16 protein-coding genes and 1 pseudogene are annotated in these 17,508 nt (G+C 75.7%); 3 read left to right on the top strand and 14 right to left on the bottom strand.

What is annotated here, in order from left to right; all coding sequences use genetic code 11:
• Positions 1–69: 69 nt before the first annotated feature.
• From FB586_RS07580 to FB586_RS07570, 3 genes are all read left to right on the top strand, one after another.
• A complete protein-coding gene (locus FB586_RS07580; protein ID WP_136518959.1) occupies positions 70–693 on the top strand; it encodes a TetR/AcrR family transcriptional regulator in 624 nt (207 codons plus the stop codon).
• 64 nt (positions 694–757) lie between these two features.
• The gene (locus FB586_RS07575) at positions 758–1,276 is read left to right on the top strand and encodes a MarR family winged helix-turn-helix transcriptional regulator (protein WP_136518696.1); all 519 of its coding nucleotides are present in this window, start codon (positions 758–760) and stop codon (positions 1,274–1,276) included.
• Positions 1,273–2,508, top strand: coding sequence for an MFS transporter (locus FB586_RS07570; protein WP_246036625.1), 1,236 nt, complete (start codon positions 1,273–1,275; stop codon positions 2,506–2,508). The genes FB586_RS07575 and FB586_RS07570 overlap by 4 nt, the downstream gene beginning before the upstream one ends.
• A gap of 12 nt (positions 2,509–2,520) precedes the next feature.
• On the opposite strand, the gene FB586_RS07565 is transcribed toward FB586_RS07570, so the two are convergent.
• The 14 genes and pseudogenes from FB586_RS07565 to metG form a co-directional block, all read right to left on the bottom strand.
• Positions 2,521–2,880, bottom strand: coding sequence for an ArsR/SmtB family transcription factor (locus tag FB586_RS07565; RefSeq protein WP_246036624.1), 360 nt, complete (start codon positions 2,878–2,880; stop codon positions 2,521–2,523).
• Positions 2,877–4,190, bottom strand: a complete 1,314-nt coding sequence (locus FB586_RS07560) for an ABC-F family ATP-binding cassette domain-containing protein (protein WP_370741057.1) — start codon at positions 4,188–4,190, stop codon at positions 2,877–2,879. Before FB586_RS07560 ends, FB586_RS07565 begins: the two co-directional genes overlap by 4 nt.
• A 23-nt stretch (positions 4,191–4,213) precedes the next feature.
• A pseudogene (locus FB586_RS20310) lies at positions 4,214–4,679 on the bottom strand (ATP-binding cassette domain-containing protein); the annotation flags it as partial.
• 7 nt (positions 4,680–4,686) lie between these two features.
• Positions 4,687–5,163, bottom strand: coding sequence for an SRPBCC domain-containing protein (locus FB586_RS07555; RefSeq protein ID WP_136518694.1), 477 nt, complete (start codon positions 5,161–5,163; stop codon positions 4,687–4,689).
• A 98-nt stretch (positions 5,164–5,261) separates the two neighbouring features.
• Positions 5,262–6,383: an ABC transporter permease gene (locus FB586_RS07550; RefSeq protein ID WP_136518693.1), complete on the bottom strand. Its 1,122-nt coding sequence runs from the start codon at positions 6,381–6,383 to the stop codon at positions 5,262–5,264.
• Positions 6,380–7,315 carry an ABC transporter ATP-binding protein gene (locus tag FB586_RS07545; RefSeq protein WP_136518692.1) on the bottom strand — a complete coding sequence of 312 codons (936 nt, stop codon included), beginning with the start codon at positions 7,313–7,315 and terminating at the stop codon, positions 6,380–6,382. The genes FB586_RS07550 and FB586_RS07545 overlap by 4 nt, the downstream gene beginning before the upstream one ends.
• Before the next feature lie 190 nt (positions 7,316–7,505).
• Positions 7,506–8,168, bottom strand: coding sequence for a response regulator (locus tag FB586_RS07540; protein WP_136518691.1), 663 nt, complete (start codon positions 8,166–8,168; stop codon positions 7,506–7,508).
• Positions 8,161–9,681: a sensor histidine kinase gene (locus tag FB586_RS07535; protein WP_136518690.1), complete on the bottom strand. Its 1,521-nt coding sequence runs from the start codon at positions 9,679–9,681 to the stop codon at positions 8,161–8,163. The genes FB586_RS07540 and FB586_RS07535 overlap by 8 nt, the downstream gene beginning before the upstream one ends.
• Before the next feature lie 3 nt (positions 9,682–9,684).
• Entirely contained in the window at positions 9,685–10,626 is a 942-nt protein-coding gene (locus FB586_RS07530) for a 4-(cytidine 5'-diphospho)-2-C-methyl-D-erythritol kinase (RefSeq protein WP_136518689.1), read from the bottom strand.
• Positions 10,623–11,579: a 16S rRNA (adenine(1518)-N(6)/adenine(1519)-N(6))-dimethyltransferase RsmA gene (rsmA, locus tag FB586_RS07525; RefSeq protein ID WP_136518688.1), complete on the bottom strand. Its 957-nt coding sequence runs from the start codon at positions 11,577–11,579 to the stop codon at positions 10,623–10,625. The genes FB586_RS07530 and rsmA overlap by 4 nt, the downstream gene beginning before the upstream one ends.
• 132 nt (positions 11,580–11,711) lie before the next feature.
• The gene (locus FB586_RS07520; protein ID WP_246036623.1) at positions 11,712–13,082 is read right to left on the bottom strand and encodes a resuscitation-promoting factor; all 1,371 of its coding nucleotides are present in this window, start codon (positions 13,080–13,082) and stop codon (positions 11,712–11,714) included.
• 249 nt (positions 13,083–13,331) lie between these two features.
• Positions 13,332–14,522, bottom strand: coding sequence for a resuscitation-promoting factor (locus FB586_RS07515; protein ID WP_136518686.1), 1,191 nt, complete (start codon positions 14,520–14,522; stop codon positions 13,332–13,334).
• A gap of 255 nt (positions 14,523–14,777) precedes the next feature.
• Positions 14,778–15,710 carry a TatD family hydrolase gene (locus tag FB586_RS07510; protein ID WP_136518685.1) on the bottom strand — a complete coding sequence of 311 codons (933 nt, stop codon included), beginning with the start codon at positions 15,708–15,710 and terminating at the stop codon, positions 14,778–14,780.
• Positions 15,710–17,503, bottom strand: a complete 1,794-nt coding sequence (gene metG / locus FB586_RS07505; RefSeq protein WP_136518684.1) for a methionine--tRNA ligase — start codon at positions 17,501–17,503, stop codon at positions 15,710–15,712. Before metG ends, FB586_RS07510 begins: the two co-directional genes overlap by 1 nt.
• Positions 17,504–17,508: the final 5 nt, after the last annotated feature.

Here is a 17,508-nt window from a genome sequence, read left to right as displayed (position 1 = left end):
CAGTCTGCCAGGGCCGCACGGCACAATGGCGCCATGGCCTCGGAGAGCAAGCGCGCCCCCCGCTCGCGGATGACGGGGGTGCAGCGCCGGGCCCAGCTGCTCGACGTCTCCCGCCGGCTGTTCGCCGAGAAGGGCTTCGACAACACGAGCGTCGAGGAGATCGCGGCGCGTGCGGCGGTGTCCAAGCCGGTCGTGTACGAGCACTTCGGGGGCAAGGAGGGCGTCTACGCGGTCGTCGTCGACCGGGAGATCCAGGCGCTGACCAGCGCGCTCACCGGCGCCCTGGAGGGCGGCGGGCACCCGAAGGTCCTCGTGGAGCGGACCACCCTCGCGCTGCTGTCGTACATCGAGACGTCGGAGGACGGGTTCCGCATCCTCGTGCGCGACTCCCCCGTGGCGCAGGCGACGGGCACGTTCTCGAGCCTCATCGGCGACGTGGCCACGCAGGTCGAGCACCTGCTCGCCGACCAGTTCACCAAGCAGGGGCTCGACCGGCGCACCGCACCGATCTACGCCCAGATGCTCGTCGGCATGGTCGCCCTGACGGGTCAGTGGTGGCTCGACGCCCGCAGCCCCAAGAAGGCGGAGGTCGCGGCGCACCTGGTCAACCTCGCCTGGAACGGGCTGTCCGGGCTGGAGCGGCGGCCGTCCCTCACGAAGGCCCCCGAGGGCCAGGGGGCGGCGCGTCCCTGACGCGCCCGGCGCGGTCACCCGTCGGACGGCACGGGGACGTCGCGGCGGCGACTACCCTTCGACCATGGCCGAGACCGACCTTGGCCGCGCGCCCCAGGACGAGGTCGACCGCATCGTGCTCGCGTGGGAGCGGGAGCGGCCCGACCTCGACGTGCGACCCCTCACGGTGCTCTCGCGCGTCAGCCGGCTCGCGCGCCACCTCGACCTGGCCCGCCGCGGCGCGTTCGCGCGGCACGGCCTCGAGACGTGGGAGTTCGACGTGCTCGCGGCGCTGCGCCGCGCCGGCGCCCCCTACCGCCTGTCCCCCGGCGCGCTGCTCACGCAGACGCTCGTGACGAGCGGGACCATGACGAACCGCATCGACCGGCTGGCCGAGCAGGGCCTCGTCGAGCGCCAGCCCTCCCCCGACGACCGCCGCGGGGTGCTGGTGCAGCTCACGCCGGCGGGGCTGCGCCGCGTCGACGAGGCGTTCGCCGACCTGCTCGACGTCGAGCGCGCCCTCATCGGCGACCTCCCCGAGGCCGACCGGGACCGGCTGGCGGACCTGCTGCGGGACGTGCTCACGCTCTTCGACCGCTCGTGACCTCCCGCGCGCGCCACGCCGCCGGCGGGGCGGTGCTCGCCGCGCTGCTGCTGGTCGCGCTCAACATGCGCGGGCCCATCACCGCGCTCGCGCCCGTGGTCGACCGGATCAGCGCCGACCTGGCGCTGACCCCGGCGGCGGCCGGGTTGCTCACCGGCGTGCCGGTGCTGTGCTTCGCGGCCGTGACGCCGCTGGCCGCGGTCGCGCTGGCCCGCGCCGGCACGACCCGGATGCTCGCCGCGGCGCTGCTCGCGATCCTCGCCGGGACGCTCCTGCGCTCGTTCGGCGGGACGCCCGGCGCGTTCGTCGGCACCGCCGTGCTGGGCGCCGCGATCACGGTCTGCAACGTCGGCGTGCCGCTCGTCATCGGACGTGACTTCCCGACCCGCGTGCCGCGGGTGATGGGCCTGTACTCGGCCGTGATGAACGGCGGCGCTGCGCTGACGACCCTCGGCACCGCGCCGCTCGCGGACCTCGTCGGCTGGCGCTGGGCCCTCACGTCGTGGGGACTGCTCGTGGTGGTGGCGCTCGCCGTGTGGGCGCGGGTGCACGCGCGCGCGTCCGGTGGGGTCGCGGCGCGGCCGGTCCCCGTCGCGGACGAGGCCGTGCCGGACGCGTCGGCCCCGGTGCCGGGCCCGCCCGTCGCCCCCGCCGTGCCGTCGGTGCTGCGCCGGCCCGTGACGTGGCTGCTCGTCGTCGCGTTCGCCGGGCAGTCGGCCGCGTACATGGGGACCACCGCCTGGCTGCCGTCCGTGCTGCACGACGAGGCGGGGCTGACCCGCGCCGGTGCGGGCGCCGGTGCCGCGGTGTTCCAGGTGCTCGGCGTGGTGGGCAGCGTCGTCGTCCCGCCGCTGCTGGCCCGGGAGCGGCTCGCGCCCCGTGCGGTCGTCGTGACGATCGCGGCGTGCTGGCTGGCCCTGCCGCTCGGCCTGCTGCTCGCGCCGGGCGGCTGGGCCGTGTGGTCGACGCTGGCGGGCCTCGCGCAGGCGGCGAACTTCGTCGTGGTGTTCACGGTCGTGGCGACCGTGGCCGGGTCGCCGGCGGCCGCGCGGCGCATGTCGGCGACGGTGCAGACCGTGGGCTACTCCGTGGCCGCCGTGACCCCGAGCGCCCTCGGTGCCGTGCACGACGCGACGGGCGGCTGGACCGGCCCGCTGCTCGTCGTCGCGGCGCTGCTGTCGACGATGGCGGTCGCGCACACCGTCGCGGTCGGCGCCCTGCGGCGGGCCTGACCGGCCGGCGCGTCAGGCCGGTGGCTGCCGGACCAGTGCCGCGAGCCGGTCGAGCCGCTGCTCCGCGGGCAGCCGGTGCCGGTCGAGCCAGGTCAGCGCGGGGCGCACGGCGTCCGGCACGAGCTGGTAGGTGCGCACCCGCCCGAGCTTGGCCGAGGTGACGATCCCCGCCTGCTCGAGCACCCCGAGGTGCTGCGTGACCGCCGGCAGCGACATGGGCAGCGGCTCGGCGAGGGTGCTCACCGACGCCGGGCCCTGGGCGAGCCGCTCGACGAGGGCCCGGCGCGTACCGTCGGACAGCGCCTGGAAGACGCGGTCCAGGTCGGCCCCCGGCCCACCCTCGTCCTCGCGCCCCGTGCCCACGGGGCTCACCCCACGACCTCGGCGGCCTCCAGCCACGCCGCCTCGAGCTCCTCGCGCTCGGCGGCGAGCGCCCGCAGCTCGGCGTCCAGCGCCAGGACGGCCTGGTGGTCGGTCGCCTGCGCGGCCATGCGGTCGTGCAGGTCGGCCTCGAGCGCGGCGATGCGCTCGAGCCGTCGCTCGATGCGGGTGACCTCCTTGCGGGCCGCGCGCACGTCGGCCGCGGACGGTCCCGCCGCGGACGCGCCGTCCGGCGCCGGAGCAGCCGCCGGTGCCCCGAGCGACGGCGCGCCGGCACCCGCGAGCGCCGCCGCGCGCCGCTCCAGGTACTCCTCGACGCCGCCGGGCAGGTCGCGCACCTGGCCGTCCCCGAGCAGCGCCACCTGCCGGTCGCAGACACGCTCGAGCAGGTACCGGTCGTGCGAGACGACGACGAGCGTGCCGGGCCACCCGTCGAGCAGGTCCTCGACGGCGGCGAGCGTGTCGGTGTCGAGGTCGTTCGTCGGCTCGTCGAGCAGGAGCACGTTCGGCTCGCCGACCAGCAGGCGCAGCAGCTGCAGCCGCCGCCGCTCGCCGCCGGACAGGTCGCGCACGGGCGTGCGGGCCCGCTCGCGCGTGAACCCGAGCCGCTCGACCAGCTGGGCCGCGGTGAGCTCCTTGCCGCCGACCACGGTGGTGCGCCGCTCACGCTCGACCGCCTCGGTCACGCGCAGGTCGGCGACCTCGTCGAGGTCCTCGACGTCCTGCCGCAGCTCGGCGACCTTCACGGTCTTGCCGCGCTTCACGCGCCCCGACGTCGGCTCGGCGCGTCCCGTGAGCAGGCGCAGGAGCGTCGACTTGCCGGCGCCGTTGACGCCGACGACGCCGTACCGGTCCCCCGGCCCGAGGCGCCACGTCACGCGGTCGAGCAGGACGCGGCCGTCGGGGAGCGCGTACGTGACGTCCTCGAGGTCGAGCACGTCCTTGCCGAGCCGTGCGGTCGCGGTGCGGGCCAGCTCGAGCGAGTCGCGCGGCGGCGGCTCGTCGGCGATGAGCGCGGCGGCCGCGTCGAGCCGGAACCGCGGCTTGGACGTACGGGCGGGTGCGCCGCGGCGCAGCCACGCCAGCTCCTTGCGCAGCAGGTTCTGCCGCTTCGTCTCCGCCGTCGCGGCCTGCTGCGCCCGCTCGGCACGGGCCAGGACGTAGGCGGCGTACCCGCCCTCGTACTGGTCGACCACGCCGTCGTGGACCTCCCACGTGCGGGTGCAGACCGCGTCGAGGAACCAGCGGTCGTGCGTGACGACGACCAGCGCGCCCGAGCTCCCGGCGTACCGCTCGCTCAGGTGCCGGGCGAGCCACGCGACGCCCTCGACGTCGAGGTGGTTGGTCGGCTCGTCGAGGACCAGCACCTCGTCGTCGCGGACGAGCAGCGCGGCGAGCGCCACCCGGCGACGCTGCCCGCCGGACAGCGTCGCCAGGTCGGCGCCCAGGTCGACGTCGGCCAGCAAACCGGCGTGCACCGAGCGGATGCGCGCGTCCGACGCCCACTCGTGCGCGTCCGCGGTGCCGTGCACGGCCTCGAGGACCGTGCCCGAGCCGAGGTCGTCGCGCTGGTCGAGCAGGGCGACGCGCGTCCCGCCCGCACGGGTGACGCGCCCGTCGTCCGGCGACTGCCGGCCGGCGAGGACGCGCAGCAGCGTCGACTTGCCGGCGCCGTTGGGGCCGACGACGCCGATGCGCTGGCCGTCGTCGACGCCGAGGCTGACGCCGTCGAGGAGGGTGCGGGTGCCGAGGGTGAGGTGGACGCTGTCCGCGCCGAGCAGGTGAGCCATGTCGGGCTCATCCTCCCAGGTGCACCGCCAGGGCGTCGAAGATGCCCCGCGTCCCCTCCTCGCGCTGCTCGGCGCTGTCGTGCCCGTCGAGGTGGACGCCCTGCTCGGTGTAGCGCAGGTGGGTGCGGTCCCCGTCGGCCGCGAGCTCGTAGGTCGCCACCGAGGTGGAGATGTGCGCACCGTCGAGCCACATGTCGTAGGTGAGGACGAACCGCTCGTGCTCGACGACGTCGGTGTAGGTGGCGACGTAGCGGCTGACGGGCCCGCCGTGGAACTCCCCCTCGCTCACGGCCGTGCCGCCCACGCGGAAGTCGTCGGTGTCCTCGGTGGTCGTCCAGTCGTCGCTCGTGCCGAACCACGCGTGCTTCTGCTCCGGGTCGGCGAACGCCTGCCACACGCGCGCGACGGGCGCGTCGAACGTGCGCTCGATGACGAACGTCGAGTGGGCGACGGAGCGGGCCTGGGTCGGGGTCGTACCGGTCATGGGGGTTCCTCCGGGTCGGGGCCCGGACGACGACCGGCCGGACCAATACTTAGGCGATTGCTTAAGTATTGGTCCGGCCGGACCGGGACGTCAAGAGGTCAGGCGTCCGCCGACCGCGCCAGGGCCTCGCGCACCGCGACGCGGCCGCCCATCCGCAGCACCGACCGCTCGTAGACCCGTGCCGCGAGCGCCGTGATCGCCAGCGTCGCCGCGACGAGGACCACGAGCGCCACCAGCGGCTCCCACCAGGACGCCTCGTTGAGGAACAGGCGCACCGGCATGCCCACCGGGGCCGTGAACGGCACGTACGACATGATCCGCAGCACCAGCTCGTTGTCGTTGAAGAAGACGACGAGGAAGTACGGCACCATCGTCAGCCAGATCGCCGGCTGCAGGACCGAGCCCGTGTCCTCGACCCGGGAGACGAGCGAGGCGCTCGCGGCGAAGATGCCCGCCAGCAGCACGAAGCCGATCGCGAAGAACACCACGAACCACGCCAGCGGCATCCCGATCAGCGTGAGCACGTCGTCCTGGCCGGTGACGACGAGCCCCAGCACGGCGACCGCCGCGATCGCGGCCGTCTGCCCCAGCGCGACCGCCGAGTTGCCGAGGATCTTGCCCCCGAGCAGCGCCCGCGCCGGCACGGCCGACAGCAGGATCTCGACGATGCGGGACTGCTTCTCGGTGACCGTGTTCTGGGCGATCATCGACCCCGACCCGATCACGGACGTCATGAACACCAGGCCGAACGCGAACGTGATCAGGTAGCGCAGCCCGCCGTCGGCCGGGGCCGGGTCGAGCAGCTCGACCTCGGGTGCGACCGTGAGTGCGCCCACGACCGCGTCCGGCGCGGCGTCCATCGCGAGCACCTGCACCCCGAGCGGCTCGCCGCCGGGCACGACGGCGGCGTCCACGTCGCCGGACCGCACGGCCTCCTCCGCGGCCTCGCGGTCGGCCACCTCGGTGACCTCGAGCAGGTCGGACCCGGAGACGCTGTCCGCGACCGACGCGACCACGGCGACCGGCGTGGTGCCCGGCTCGCGCTGGCTCATGAGGCCGCTGATGACGATCCCCGCGAGGATCGCGACCAGCAGCACGGCGGTGGAGATGAGGAACGACTTCGAGCGCACCTGCGAGGTGATCTCGCGCTCGGCGACCAGCAGGGTCGCGCGCCCGAGGGACGGCGCCTGCGGGGCGCGGTGCGACGTGGTGGTGCTCATCGGGCTGCCTCCAGCTCCTGCGTGCGGCCGGCGGCGTCGGCCGGCTCCTCGTCCGTGATGACCTCGCGGAAGATCTCCGCGAGGGAGGGGCGCAGCGGCGCGAACGACTGCACCGGCCCCCGGGCCAGGGCCTCGCGCAGCACGCGCTGCGCGGTCGCCTCGTCGGCCTCGAACACCGCCGAGCCGGCGGCGAGCTCGTCGACGCGCGCGCCCGGCTCGTCCCGCAGCCAGCCCATGTCGCCGGCGACGACGATCTCGTGCCGCTCGGTCGCGTGCGCCCGGCGCAGCTCCTCGCGGGACCCCGCGGCGCGGATCCGGCCGCCCGCGATGATGACGAGGTCGTCGCACAGCCGCTCGACGACGTCGAGCTGGTGCGAGGAGAACAGCACCGGCACGCCCTGCGCGGCCCGCTCGGCGAGCACGCTCTGCACGACCTCGACCGCCATCGGGTCGAGCCCGCTGAACGGCTCGTCCAGCACGAGCACCTCCGGCTGGTGCACGAGCGCCGCCGCCACCTGGGCGCGCTGCTGGTTGCCCAGCGACAGGCTCTCGACCGGGTCGCCCGCCCGCTCGGTCAGCCCGAGGCGGTCGATGAGGTCGTGGGCGCGGTCCGCCGCGGCGCCCTTGTCGAAGCCGTGCAGCCGCGCCAGGTACGTCAGCTGCTCGGCGAGCTTCATCTTCGGGTACAGACCGCGCTCCTCCGGCATGTAGCCGAAGCGGGCGCGGCGGGCGCCGTCCAGCGGCCGCCCGTCCAGCGTGACGGTCCCCGCGTGCGGCGCCAGGACGCCGAGGATGATGCGCATCGTCGTCGTCTTGCCTGCGCCGTTGCCGCCCACGAACCCCGTGAGCCGGCCCTGACCGACCGTGAAGCTCACGTCGTCGAGCACGCGCCGGTCCCCGAAGGACCTGCTGACGCCCTGCAGCTCGAGCATGGTCGTCCCTCCTCGCCCGGTCCGGCGCCGTGCCGGACCACCTGGTGACGAACCTAGGCGGGCGGGGGGTGCCGCCACCTCGGGCGGGCGGCCGATCCTGCGGCTCGTCCCCGGGACGGAGGCGGCGCGGCCCGGGGCGGGGCGGTCGGCCGCGCGACCGAGACGCCGGCGCCCGGCGCTCGCGACCGCGTCAGCCCATGAGGCCGTGCTCGTGCGCGTACACGACCGCCTGCACGCGGTCGCGCAGGCCCAGCTTGGCGAGCACGTTGGACACGTGGGTCTTCACCGTCGCGCGGCTGACCACGAGCTCGGCGGCGATCTCGTCGTTGTTCAGGCCGCGCGCGACGAGGACGAGCACCTCCGCCTCGCGCTCCGTGAGCGGCACGCGCGGGGCGGACGTGGCGGCGGGCGCGGCGCGGCGCGTCTCGACCGCGCGGGCGATGACGGCGCGGGTGACCTCCGGCGCGAGCAGCCCCTCCCCCGCGGCCGCGCTGAGCACGGCCTCGTGCAGCTGCTCGGGCCGGGACGTCTTCAGCAGGTAGCCCACGGCCCCGGCCTGCAGCGCCTCGAGCAGGTAGTCCTCGCGGTTGAACGTCGTGAGGACCACGACGGCCGCGTGCACGTCCGGGTCGGCGACGATCCGCCGCGTCGCCTCGAGCCCGTCCATGTCCGGCATCTGCACGTCCATGCAGACGACGTCCGGACGGGTCGCGCGCACCACCTCCAGCGCCTCGGTGCCGGTGCTGGCCTCGCCGACCACCTCGAGGTCGGGGTGCGCCGACAGGATCGTCCCGATGCCCGCGCGCAGCAGCGCCTGGTCGTCCACGAGCACGACCCGCACCCGCTCACCCATCCGCCGTCACCGCTCCCGTCGTCGTCGTGCCGGTCCTCGTGCCGGTCGTCGTGCCGGTCGTCGTGCCGGTCGTCGTGCCGGTCGTCGTGCCGGTCGTCGTGCCCTCGCTCGCCCCGGTCACGGCCCGCGCGGCGCCGCCGTCCTCGGGGCCGCCCGTGCGGCCCGCCGGCACCGGCACGCGCGCCCGCACGAGGAACCCGCCGCGGCGCAGACGCCCGGCCTCGAACGTCCCGCCGTCCGACGCGACCCGCTCGCGCATGCCCACCAGGCCCATGCCGGTCGAGGGCACCACGCCCGCGCGCCGGCCCGCGCCGCCGTCGTCGGACACCTCGAGCTCGACCTCGCCCGGCAGCCAGCGCAGCCGCACGTCGACGCGCGCCCCGGGCCCCGCGTGCTTGCGCGCGTTCGTCAGCGCCTCCTGCGCGATCCGGTAGAGGTTCAGCGACGTCAGCGGCGCCAGCCGCGCCGGCTCGCCGACCTCCTGGTACCCCACGTCGAGACCGCCCTGCCGGGCCGCCTCGACGAGCTGCGGCAGGCGCGCGACGTCGAGGGACGCGAGCGCCTCCTCGCGCTCGCCGGCGGGCAGGGAGCCCGGCGCCGCCGCCGCCCCCTCGCGGAGGGTGCCGAGCAGGCCCTGCAGCTCGACGACGGCCTCGCGCGCGGACTCCTCGACGTGCCCGAGGGCCGCGGCCGCGCGCGCCGGGTCCGTGCCGAGCACCGTGCGGGCCGCCGCGGCCTGCACGCCCATGAGGGACACGTGGTGGGCGACGGCGTCGTGCAGCTCCCGCGCGATGCGCAGCCGCTCCAGGGCGACCGCCTGGGCCTCCGCACGCACCCGCTCGGCCTGCAGCAGCCGCGTGCGCCACGCGGTGCGCTCACGCTCCCGCGCCGAGACCCAGGCGTGCTCGCCGAACCACCACGACCCGGCGAAGTACAGGACGTTCGTCAGCAGCTGGATGAGCATGTACGCGACGAACGGGGAGAAGGCGCCGGCCCGGTCGAGCCCCAGGTCCTCCTCGGGGTCCGTCGCGGCCAGGAAGATCGACACGAGCAGCCACGTGAACATCGCGACCACCACGACCGCACGCACCCAGAAGGCCCGCGCGCGCGACGCCTCCCAGGCCCCGACCGTGTACAGCGCCATGAACAGGGCGATGTTGCTGAACAGCTGCTCCGGGACCAGGAGGTACTGCCCGACGATGAACGCCGCGCCCACCGCGACCGCGACCGCGCTGGGCCAGCGGCGGCGGACCGTCAGGGGCAGCGTCTGCAGCGCGAGCAGCAGCACCGACAGCCAGCCGGCGGCGGGGTCGGGCACGAGACCCGTGACGCGCCACATGACCGAGCTGAGGATGGCGCCGACGAACAGCGCCACGCCCAGCAGGACGTCCCAGCGCAGCTCGTCGTCCGTCGGCGGGCGGCGGTGCCAGCCGGGGGCGTCCGGGTCCTGGGCGGTCGCGACGGCGTGCGTCGGCGTGCCCGGCACCCGCGCGCCGGAGGGGACCAGGGCCACCCGTCAGTCACCCGCCCCGACGACGCGCGCGCCCGGCACCGGGCCGGACGCCGTGAGCACGCGGTCCGCGACACCCGACGCGGTGAGCGCCGCGGCGATCGCCAGTGCGTGCTGGCGGCTGCGGGCCAGCGCCGCCACGGTCGGGCCGGAGCCGGAGACGACGACACCGAGCGCGCCGGCGTCCGTCGCCACGGCCAGCGGCTCCGCGAGGCCCGGGTCGATCTCCAGGGCGGCCGGCTCGAGGTCGTTGTGCAGCGCGGCGCCCAGAGCGACCGCGTCGCCCGCGAGCAGCGCCTGCATGAGCGGCACGTCCTCCGCGTCGGTCAGCGGCGCGACGTCCGGCCCCCGCAGCTCGTCGAACTCCCGGTACACCTGGGCGGTCGGCAGCCCGCGGTCCTGCACCGCGAAGGCCCAGTGGAACTCGCCGCGGCTCAGCGCCGGCGTGAGCAGGTGCCCGCGCCCCGTGCCGACGGCGGTGTGCCCCACCAGCGCGAACGGCACGTCGGAGCCGAGCTCCGCCGCGATCGCGACGAGCTCGTCCCGGGACAGGCCCGTGCCCCAGAGCTGGTCGCACGCGAGCAGCGCGGCGGCGGCGTCCGCGGAGCCGCCGGCCATGCCCCCCGCGACGGGGACGCCCTTGACGAGGTGCAGGTGCGCCGCGTCCTCGACGCCCGCGTGCGCGGCCACGGCCCGCGCCGCCCGCAGGGCGAGGTTCGACTCGTCCGTCGGGACGGCACCCGCCTGCGCCCCCTCCGCGCTCACGCGGAACTCCTCGGCGGGCCGGGCGACGACCTCCTCGTACAGGGACACCGCCTGGAACACCGTCGAGACGGGGTGGTAGCCGTCGGGGCCGACGGGTCCGACGCGCAGCGAGAGGTTCACCTTCCCGGGCGCGCGGACCCGCACGGCACGCTCGGGCAGGTCGTCCACGCCGCTCACCGTCACGGTCCCACTGTGCCAGGTCGCCCCGCGACCGGCCGCTCGGCGGACAGGGCCTCGGCCACCCGGGCGAACGCCGCGACGTCCAGCTGCTCGCCGCGCGCCTGGGGGTCCACGCCGGCGGCGCGCAGCACCTGCTCGGCGGCCGCGGAGGACCCCGCGATCCCGGCCAGCGCGGAACGCAGCATCTTGCGCCGCTGGGCGAAGGCGGCGTCGACGACGGCGAAGACCTCGGCGCGCTCGACCGTCGTCGTCGGCGGCTCGCGCCGGTCGAGGCGGACGAGCGCCGAGTCGACGTTGGGCACGGGCCAGAACACCGCACGGCCCACCGTCGCCGTGCGTCGCGCCGCCGCGTACCAGGCCGCCTTGACCGACGGCACGCCGTAGGTGCGGCTGCCGGGCGGTGCCGCCAGCCGGTCCGCGACCTCGGCCTGGACCATCACGAGGCCGCGCTCGAGGGCGTCGAACCGCTCGAGGAACGTGAGCAGCACCGGGACCGAGACGTTGTAGGGCAGGTTCGCGACCAGCGCCGTCGGCGCGGGGGCCGGCAGGGACGTGACGTCCAGGGCGTCCGCCGTGAGCACGGTGAGCCGGTCCCGGCCGTCGGCGTCGGTCAGCCGGACCTCCCGGACCGTGCCGTCGTCGCGCACGGGCCCGACCGTCAGCCCCGGCACGTGGGCCGCGACGGTGGACGGCAGCAGGGCCGCCAGCACGGGGTCGATCTCGACCGCGACGACGTCCGCGCCCGCCTCGAGCAGCCCCAGCGTCAGCGAGCCGAGCCCGGGCCCGACCTCGACGACCCGCTCCCCCGGGCGCACGTCGGCCTGCCGCACGATCTTGCGCACCGTGCCGGCGTCGAGCACGAAGTTCTGCCCGAGGGTCTTCGTCGGGCGCACGCCGGCGCGCTCGGCGAGGGCCCGGATCTCGGCGGGCCCGAGGAGCGCGACGTCGGCTGGCACGGGACCGAGCCTAACGACCGCGGTGGGCGCCGCCGTCCGCGGCGGCGGCGCGGAGCCGCCACGGCGGGCCCGGTCGGACGCACCACGGCCCCGCCCCCCGGGAAGGGGACGGGGCCGTGAGGCGCTGCGGGGTCAGCTGAACAGGTTCTTGCCGCAGTGCGGCCACTGCCCGGCACCCGAGCGGTTGTAGAGCATCTTGGCGCGCGCGGTCTGCTCGTCCGCCGAGGCCTGCGAGGGCAGACCGGCGCCGCCCACGGACTGCCAGGTGGCGACCGAGAACTGGTACAGGCCGTGGTACTTGCCCGTCGACGACACGGCGTCGACACGGCCGCCCGACTCGCAGCGGGCCAGCGCGGCCCAGTTCAGCGAGTCCGCGCTGCCGCCGGCCGCGATCGGCCCGGGCGTGCCGCCGGCCGCCGGGGCGGCGGGGGACGCGGGGCGCGCGGCGGGCTTGGGCGCGGGGCGCGCCTTCGTCCCGACGGAGACGACCTCCTCGACCGGGGCCTGCGTGACCTCGTCGGAGACGGGGACGCGGGTCTCCTCGACGCCGTCCACCGTGGTGACCCGGTCGACGACCGTGCGCACGCCCGGCGCACCGGCCTGGGCGACGGTGCGCTCGCCGGTGTAGAGCGACGCGTCCTCCTGCGTGCGGGAGGTGAAGGGCACCTCGTGCGTCGTGGCGACGTCCTGCACGACGACGCGCTGGACGAGCACGTCCACGCGGCCGTCCTGGCCGCGCACCACCTGCACGCGGTCGAGCGGCTGGAGCGTCACCCCGAGCTCGCCGAGCACGTCGGCGACGGAGGCGTCGGCGTCCGGCACGGTGAGCACGGTGCCGTCGACGTGCACCTCGGCCGGGCCGCGCAGGGCGAGGTCGAGCGGCAGCTCGGGACGGCCGGCCGCCGACGAGCGGGACGCGACGAGCGCGACCGTGCCGGCGCGGGTGGCGAGGGTCTCGAGCGCCTCCTCGGCCGAGAGCGCGGTCGTCCACACGACCTGCTGCTCGCCGTCGAGCGTGACGGTGACGGCGGTCGCGTGCCGCACGACGACCTCGAGGCCGTCGGTCAGCGCGCCCGAGGCGGAGACGGTGTCGCGCGTGCCGACGGCGACGCCCTCGTCCTCGAGCAGGCCCTCGACCGAGCCGGCGAACGTGGAGACCTCGCGGGTCTCGCCGTCGACGTCGAGCACGACGCTCTTGTGCGCGTGGGCGTAGCCGGCGGTGCCGGCGCCGAGGACCAGCGCGGCGGCGGCGCCCGTGACGGCGAGCCAGCGGCGGCGGCGCGGGGCCGGTGCCGCGGCGTCGGGCAGGACGGGCTCCGGCCCGTCGGTGACGGCGGGCGTCGGCGCGGTCGCCGCGGCGCGTGCCGTCGGACCCTGCTCCGGTCCGGGGTCGGTGGTGGGGGCGTCCGCGGGGGCTGCGGGGTCGCCCGCGGTACGGGGGTTCGGACCGAGGAAGCGGGTCGAGAACTGCACGGTGCTCCAGCCGTCGTGGTGCCCGGGCACGGGGAGCGGTGCGCCTCGGCGCCCGGTGGGCGCGCGCGCCCGTGCGTCTCGTGCTGCACGGGCGGGCCACGGCCCCACCGGCCCGGATCCCCGATCCGGCCGTCAGCGACCGCAGGTGCGGCCGCTCGTCGCGCCGGCGGCCCGGCCCGCGAGGGCCCCGCCGGTCAAACGCGACACGCGACCGTAACGGAATCGTGACCCCGGTGCCAACCCTCTGAGGCGGACGTCACGCTCGCGTGACGCAAAGGCTCAGTACCAGTTCTTCGCCTGCGAGTGCGCCCACGCCGAGCACGGGGTCCCGTAGCGGCCGGCGATGTAGCCCAGGCCCCAGGTGATCTGCGTGGCCGGGTTGGTGCGCCAGTCGGCACCCGCGCTGGCCATCTTGGAGCCGGGCAGCGCCTGCGGGATGCCGTACGCGCTCGACGTCGGGTTGTCCGCGTCCACGCGCCAACCGCTCTCCTTCTGCCACAGCTTGAGCAGGCACGCGAACTGGTCGTCGCCCCAGCCGCGCTGCGCGACCATCTCCTTCGCGATCGCCTGCGCGGTGCCGGGCTCGACCGCGACCTCGGAGGGGTCGGGGAGCGGCGCCGTGCCGATGCGGATCACCTGGTCGACGGGCGGCACCGTCACGACGGACGCGACCGGCGTCCGGCCGACCACGGCCCCGCCCACCACGTCCAGCGCGTACGTGGTCACGCGCTGGCCCGCGCGGCCGGCGGTCTCGACCTTCCGCGTCCCCGTGACGAGCGACGGGTCCTCGACCTCCCGCACGGCGAACGGCACCGTCTCGGTCACGGTCTCGTCCGAGCTCGCCGCACGCGTCACGAGGACGACGAGACCGTCGACGGCGGCGGCGTCGAGCGGCACCGAGACGTGGTCGCCCTCCTCGAGGACCAGCCCGATGTCGCGCAGCGCGTCGCGCACGGTGGCGCCGCTGCTCACACCGTCGATGACCTGGCCGTCGACCACGAGGTGGACGGTCTTCTGGGTCGACACGCGCAGCACGTCGCGGCCCACCTCCGCGGACCGGGACGCGGACAGCCGCACGCCGTCGCGCAGCCCGAGGTTGTCCACGGCCTCGCCGACCGTCAGCGCGGTCGTCCACACGCTGCGCTGCTCGCCGTCGACCTCGACGTCGATCTCACGCCCGTGCCGCACCACGACCTGCCCGCTGCGCCCGACCGGGGCGTCCAGCGAGGGCGCGACGAGGTCGCCGTCGCCCACCTCGATCTCCGCGGCGGCGAGCACGTCGCCGACCGTCCGGCCGAACGCCTGGACGGAGACCTCCTGCCCGTCGACGTCGACCGTCACGTCCTTGTGCAGCGCGGCGAACGCCGTCGTCCCGCCGACGACGAGCGCGAGCACGCCCGCCTGCGCGGCGAGGCGCGGCAGCCGGCGCGACGTCGTGCCGCGGCGGCGGGAGCGGTCGGGACCGGTCACGGTGTCCTTCGGGGTCGGCGGGAGGGTCGCGTGCCCTGGGTCGTGCGTGGTCGGGTCGTGCTCGTCGGGCGGTGCGAGGTGCGGGTCCTGCGCGGTCGGTGGTGCCGTGTCATCGACAGCACCGCCGGGCACCTTGACGGCCGTCCGTCACGACGCCGCGCACGACCGTAACCGATCCGTGACCCGAGGACCACCGGCCGGTCCCCCGCCGGACGGGTGGCACCGCTCGCGCACGGGCGCGGGCGGGGCCGGGCGTCACCAGGTCCCGTACACCTGCTCCGCCGTCGCCGACACCTGCGCGCACACGTCCGCGAGCGTCCGCCCGGTCACCTCGGCCACCGTCCGGACCGTGCCGGGCAGCAGGTACGGGGCGTTCGGGCGGCCCCGGTACGGGTGGACGGTGAGGTACGGCGCGTCCGTCTCGACGAGCACGAGACCCGGCGGCAGCACGCGCAGCGCGGCGCGCAGGTCCTCGTTGGCAGGGAAGGAGACGGGGCCGGCGAACGAGCAGAACCAGCCGTGCCGTGCGGCGAGCTCCGCCAGGGCGGCGTCGCCGGAGAAGCAGTGGAAGACGGTGCGCTCCGGTGCGCCGTCGCGCAGCAGCACGTCGACGACGTCCTCGTGCGCGTCGCGGTCGTGGATCTGCAGCGCGAGGCCGAGCTCCTTGGCGAGGGCCACGTGCGCGCGGAACGCCTCCCGCTGCACCGCGCGCCCGGCGTCCCCGGCCCGGAAGAAGTCGAGACCCGTCTCGCCGACCGCCCGCACGCGCGGGTTGCCCCGGGCCACCTCCGCCACCCGGGCGAGCGCGTCGTCCAGCGGGACGTCGTGGCGCGGCTGCGGGTCCGGGTCGAGCCCGTCGGGCGCCACCTCGCGGACGCCCGCGTGCAGGACGGCCTCGTTGGGGTGGATCGCGACGGCGCCGAGCAGGGCGCCGTGCGCGCGCACCACCGCGTCCGTCCAGGCGAGCGCGTCCAGGTCGCAGCCGACCTGCACCATCCGCGTCACCCCGACCTGCGCCGCGCGCTGCAGGTGCGCGGCCAGGTCGGGGTGCACGTCGGGGTCCGCGGGGTCCCAGCCGTCGGCCCGCCAGTCGACGACGGACTCCAGGTGGGTGTGGTCGTCGACGACCGGCAGCGGCAGGGCCTCGGGAACGGGCGGCCAGCCGCGCTCCCGCTGCTTGCGGCCCATCAGCCCTGGCGCAGGCGGTCGAGCTCCTCCTCGACGATCGCGTCGTCGAGCTTGGTGAACACCGGCGTCGGCTTCCCGATCGGCGTGCCGGGCACGACCGCGCGCGGCTCCCAGGCGGCGACGGTCTCGCCCAGGCGGTAGTCGCCCGTGATGACCGGGTAGTGCCGGGACTCGTCGTCCAGGTCCGTGACCTCGTCGATGCGCGGCGACGGCGAGAACGTGCCCGTGCCGCCGAGCGTCTCGTGCACCTGCTGCGCGGCGAACGGCAGGAACGGCGCGAGCAGCGTGTTGAGGTCGCTCACGGCCTGCGTCGTCGTGTGCAGCACGGTCGCGAGACGCTCCGGGTCCTCCTTGAGCTTCCACGGCTCGGTCTCGGAGACGTACCGGTTGGCCTCGCCGACGACGCGCATCGCCTCGCCGAGCGCCGCCCGCTGGCGGTGCGTCCCGACGAGCTCGCCCACGCGGCCGAACGCGGTCGTGACCTCGGCGAGCAGCGCCTCGTCGACCGGCTGCCGCGGGCCGGGCGTCGGGATCGCGCCGAAGTTCTTGTGCACCATGCTCGCCGTGCGGTTGACCAGGTTGCCCCAGCCCGCGACGAGCTCGTCGTTCGTGCGGCGCTTGAACTCCTGCCACGTGAAGTCGACGTCCTGGGTCTCCGGGCCGGCGACGGAGATGTAGTAGCGCAGCGCGTCCGGCTGGTAGCGGGCGAGCATGTCGCGCACGTAGATGACGACGCCGCGCGACGACGAGAACTGCTTGCCCTCGACGTTGAGGAACTCGCTCGAGACCACCTCGGTGGGCAGGTTGAGCGAGCCGTACGCGCCCGGCTCGCCGCCGCGCGCGCCCTTGCCGTCGTAGCCGAGCAGCTCCGCCGGCCAGATCTGGCTGTGGAACGTGATGTTGTCCTTGCCCATGAAGTAGTACGACAGGGCCGACGGGTCGTTCCACCACTGCCGCCACGCGTCCGGGTCCCCGCTGCGGCGGGCCCACTCGATCGACGCCGACAGGTAGCCGATGACCGCGTCGAACCACACGTACAGGCGCTTGGCGTTGTTCTCCTCCCAGCCCGGCAGCGGCACCGGGATGCCCCAGTCGATGTCGCGCGTCATGGCGCGCGGACGCACGTCGTCGAGCAGGTTGAGCGAGAACTTCAGGACGTTCGGCCGCCAGTTGGTGCGCGTGCGCAGCCAGTCGCCGAGCGCGTCGACGAACGCCGGCAGGTCGAGGAAGAAGTGCTCCGACTCGACGAACTTCGGCGTCTCGCCGTTGATGCGGCTGCGCGGGTTCTTCAGCTCGATCGCGTCGAGCTGGTTGCCGCAGTTGTCGCACTGGTCGCCGCGCGCGCCGTCGTACCCGCAGATCGGGCACGTGCCCTCGATGTACCGGTCGGGCAGGGTGCGGCCCGTCGACGGGCTGACCGCGCCCATCGTCCGCTGCTCGACCATGTAGCCGTTCTTGTGGACCGTGCGGAACATCTCCTGCACGACGGCGTAGTGGTTGCGCGTCGTGGTGCGCGTGAACAGGTCGTACGACAGGCCGAGCTGCGTGAGGTCCTCGACGATGACGCGGTTGTAGCGGTCGGCGAGCTCCTGCGCGCTCACGCCCTCCTTGTCGGCCTGCACGAGGATCGGCGTCCCGTGCTCGTCCGTGCCCGACACCATGAGCACGTCGTGCCCCGCCATGCGCATGTACCGGCTGAACACGTCCGAGGGGACGCCGAACCCGGCGACATGACCGATGTGACGGGGGCCGTTGGCGTAGGGCCACGCGACGGCCGACAGGATGCGGGACATGCGCC

It is taken from the genome of Cellulomonas telluris, assembly GCF_004886325.1.
Taxonomy (GTDB): Bacteria; Actinomycetota; Actinomycetes; order Actinomycetales; family Cellulomonadaceae; genus Cellulomonas; species Cellulomonas telluris.
Note: the sequence above shows the minus strand (reverse complement) of the source record. Positions and strands in the feature narration are given on the sequence as shown.

Coding starts and splice junctions, on each gene's coding strand:
- FB586_RS07580 (WP_136518959.1), top strand. CDS start 70: ATGACGGGGGTGCAGCGCCGGGCCCAGCTGCTCGACGTCTCCCGCCGG.
- FB586_RS07575 (WP_136518696.1), top strand. CDS start 758: ATGGCCGAGACCGACCTTGGCCGCGCGCCCCAGGACGAGGTCGACCGC.
- FB586_RS07555 (WP_136518694.1), bottom strand. CDS start 5,163: ATGACCGGTACGACCCCGACCCAGGCCCGCTCCGTCGCCCACTCGACG.
- FB586_RS07550 (WP_136518693.1), bottom strand. CDS start 6,383: ATGAGCACCACCACGTCGCACCGCGCCCCGCAGGCGCCGTCCCTCGGG.
- FB586_RS07545 (WP_136518692.1), bottom strand. CDS start 7,315: ATGCTCGAGCTGCAGGGCGTCAGCAGGTCCTTCGGGGACCGGCGCGTG.
- FB586_RS07540 (WP_136518691.1), bottom strand. CDS start 8,168: ATGGGTGAGCGGGTGCGGGTCGTGCTCGTGGACGACCAGGCGCTGCTG.
- FB586_RS07510 (WP_136518685.1), bottom strand. CDS start 15,710: ATGGGCCGCAAGCAGCGGGAGCGCGGCTGGCCGCCCGTTCCCGAGGCC.
- metG (WP_136518684.1), bottom strand. CDS start 17,503: ATGTCCCGCATCCTGTCGGCCGTCGCGTGGCCCTACGCCAACGGCCCC.